Below are 3,274 nucleotides of genomic sequence, written 5' to 3'. Positions count from 1 at the left end.
TGCTTTTTTAACCATTATTTTCTCTCCTGAAAGCCCAGTGACGGAGAGACAAAACAGACTGTTGTTGAGATCAAGTCGCTGTAACTTATATCTGGTAGTGGTTTCAGGGTTTTTTACCCTACTCTCATGAATAATGCAGGCTAGAAGCGGTAAAAATCCTCGCCCAAAAGGCCCCCAGTTTAGCCCAAGAAGCAGCCAACGCTGTCTATCAAAAATTTCCCTACACCACCCAACTCCAGGGGCCGAACTATGCCTACGATGAGCGGGGGAAATCCAAGTGCGTTCGCGATATCGGCTACTATATCCGAATTATCACCTATGCCCTCGTGGTAGGCGGTACAGGCCCGATCGATGAATATCTAGTCGCCGGTTTGAGTGAAATTAATAGTGCCTTTGAACTATCTCCTAGCTGGTATATCGAAGCCTTAAAATACATCAAAACCAATCACGGATTAAGTGGGGATGCTGCTGTAGAAGCTAATTCCTATATCGATTATGTGATCAACGCCCTTAGCTAATTTACGTCAACTTCACGTCAACATAAGCTCAAATCTCCTAAATTCACCTCGGGATGAGCGCCGAGGTTTTTTTGCGTCCGTCTAACTTAGGGCTTGCTGAAAAAGTTTTTCGGTGGTGGCAGGGTGTGGGGTGTGGGGTGTGGGGTGTGGGGAAGTGGGGTTTTATCGATTTTCAGGTGGTCAACTACCTAATTTTCAGGGAAAAAGTACCTGAATTTTCCCCCCAATCACTCCAATGGTCGGCAATTTTTGAGAGAAAAAAAGTCTAAAAACCTTATCCAACAAGATTTTTAGATTTATTCAGCAAACCCTAACTTAGTCGTCCTCGGGAACCTACCCTAACAAAAAAACCATCTTGGGCAAGATGGTTAAACACAACGAGTATAAACCGACAAACTTGACTTTAGACCGCTTTTTCTGGCCCAGTAGCGACGGGCAGATCTGTGGTACTGTACTCTGTCCAAGAACCCTCGTAAATTCGCACCTTGGGATAACCGAGCAGATGTTTGAGGACGATATACTGTAAAGTTGCTTCCCGTCCAGTACTGCAACTGACGATAATATTATCCGAGGGCTTGATGTTGCGTTGGGCAAGAATCTTCCTGATTTCGTCTAAAGATTTCAATTTATGGGGATTTTTCAGAGATTCATCGGGATTATTCGCTTCCGTAAAGGTCGGCCAGGGTATATTTTTCGCCCCCGGAATATGACCATTTCTCAGCCAGATATCCTGTTTCCCCTGAAAAAGTTCTTCCGGTCTAGGATCGATAAAAACCACATCGGGTTTGCCGATCAATTTCTCTACTTCTGCTAAAGTTACCCGAATCGAGGGATTATCACGGACAGTAAAGCTCCCGGGTTGATATTTAGGGAATTCTTTAGTTACCTTTTGTTCAGAACCCTTATAACCCTTAAACCCGCCATCTAAGACCGCCACATCTCGGAAACCCGATCGCTCTAGTAAATAGGCGACCATGGTTGCCCCCAAGACATCGCGACCATCGGAATATACTACCACTCGATCGCCATTAGTGATTCCCGCGGCGGCAAAGAGACTGCCAATTTTATCCTCTTGCCAATATTGAACCGGCAAAAATCCGTTTGGACCACGAAAATTATTATCGGCTATATTCACCGCTTTCGGTAAATGACCGGTGATATATTCCAAAGGATTAATCCGCACATCGAGAATTTTTAACTTCGGATCGTTGAGATTTTGTGCTACCCAAACCGGCGATACAAAGTCTATCTTAGTCTCAGATTTAGACGTGGCCATCAGGGGCGATGACGGGGCTAAGGTAAAGGTTAAAATGCAGAGGAGAACTAAAGTGAAAAAAGTAAGGGGACGGCTTTGAAACCGTCCCAGGGATAGACCCTTCCCTTGACGCAGTTTTGGTTTCATGATTCAGTGTCAGCGACGAATATCAAACGATAATTACTATAGGGCTTTGATTAGCTTTCTCCAAAAATTTAGGTATAACGTGATATTTTTTTTGGGCAGCAAGTCGATCAACTAATTATTAGTTTCCTCTTGGGTGTTGATCGCCTTGGGTGTCTCTAATAACTGTTGCCACCAGAGATGAACTAGGAGGGACCAAGCGATCGCTAAAAGCCAAGAGGCAAGGATATCGCTAGGAAAGTGAACTCCTAAATAAAGACGGGTCCAAGCAATAACTAAGAGGAAGGGTATCCCCAGTAAAACTACCCCTAAAAACCAGCGCTTTCTCCAAGATAGGATCAGTAAAGAAACCACTAATAGGGAACTAAATAAAGCATGACCGCTAGGGAAGGCAAAATCATCGGGTAAGGGATAAAATAACTGCCAAAATTGCGGGCGGTTTCGATGAAAAAGAATCTTGAGATTATAACTAATTGCCCAACCTCCCGCCATGGTCACAAGGAGATAAGCGAACCCATACCAGTATTTTTTTAGGGCAAAAATCAGCAGTGAAATTGTTAGTATCGGAGCCACTCCCCAATAAGTGCCTAATCCCGTTAGTTTTATGGCCAAAAAGTTTAGGTTTAAATTAGCAGTTTGATGAATAGATAGCAGCAGCGATTTTTCCCAAGCAAATCCTTGGGGATGCTGGTCAATAGCGATCGCTAAATCCGTAAAACTTAGCGATGTTAACAAGATGGCTAAGAAAAATAAGCTATTGTTTAAGTAGGTTTTGGGAATCACGGGGAAAAAGTGGCGATCGAGGATAACAGGGGCATTTCTAATACCTGAAAATGAATTAAGACCAGAATAACTAATGTATAGGCAGTCGAGGAAAGTAATCCATTTCTTAATTCTTTTGGCCAATTGCGTTCTTTTTTCTCTCCACCGATTAATTCTTTCGTTCCGAATTGCATCAGTAGGATTCCCACAAGATTAGATAACCAATAACCAACCACGGCTGCGGGGAGAAAAAAATCGGCGTGTAAGCAAGCAATTAAACGACCGAAACCGTAGGCGATCGGCAGATTAAAAATTAGATCGTTCCACCAACACAGGGGCGATAATAAGTAACCAATCAATACCAAGCTTCCGTTTTTTATTTTGTCAAGTAGATACATCTTTTTTTTAGTTACTAACTATTAGGTTTGTTTTTTTGCCATCAGCTATCTAGGGTTTGCTGAAAAAGTTTGTTGGTGGGGGCAGGGTGTGGGGTGTGGGGTGTGGGGTGTAGGGTTTTACCGATTTTGAGGTAGTCAGTTACCTAATTTTCAGGGAAAAAGTACCTGAATTTTACCCCCGATCCCTCCAATGGTCG

3 protein-coding genes and 1 pseudogene are annotated in these 3,274 nt (G+C 43.3%); 1 reads left to right on the top strand and 3 read right to left on the bottom strand.

All coding sequences use genetic code 11. The features are described from left to right. Window positions 1–140: 140 nt before the first annotated feature. Window positions 141–518 (top strand): annotated as a pseudogene (locus tag IM496_RS19795) (bilin-binding protein); the annotation flags it as partial. A gap of 403 nt (window positions 519–921) precedes the next feature. On the opposite strand, the gene IM496_RS19790 reads toward IM496_RS19795, so the two are convergent. From IM496_RS19790 to IM496_RS19780, 3 genes are all read right to left on the bottom strand, one after another. Continuing rightward, entirely contained in the window at window positions 922–1,920 is a 999-nt protein-coding gene (locus IM496_RS19790; RefSeq protein ID WP_194014166.1) for a sulfurtransferase, read from the bottom strand. A 111-nt stretch (window positions 1,921–2,031) separates the two neighbouring features. Beyond that, window positions 2,032–2,700 carry a phosphatase PAP2 family protein gene (locus IM496_RS19785; protein WP_287663011.1) on the bottom strand — a complete coding sequence of 223 codons (669 nt, stop codon included), beginning with the start codon at window positions 2,698–2,700 and terminating at the stop codon, window positions 2,032–2,034. Continuing rightward, window positions 2,697–3,077: a DUF7980 family protein gene (locus IM496_RS19780; protein WP_194014170.1), complete on the bottom strand. Its 381-nt coding sequence runs from the start codon at window positions 3,075–3,077 to the stop codon at window positions 2,697–2,699. The genes IM496_RS19785 and IM496_RS19780 overlap by 4 nt, the downstream gene beginning before the upstream one ends. Window positions 3,078–3,274 lie beyond the last annotated feature (197 nt).

The sequence above is a fragment of the Microcystis sp. M049S2 genome (assembly GCF_020245625.1).
GTDB lineage: Bacteria > Cyanobacteriota > Cyanobacteriia > Cyanobacteriales > Microcystaceae > Microcystis > Microcystis ichthyoblabe_A.
Note: the sequence above shows the minus strand (reverse complement) of the source record. Positions and strands in the feature narration are given on the sequence as shown.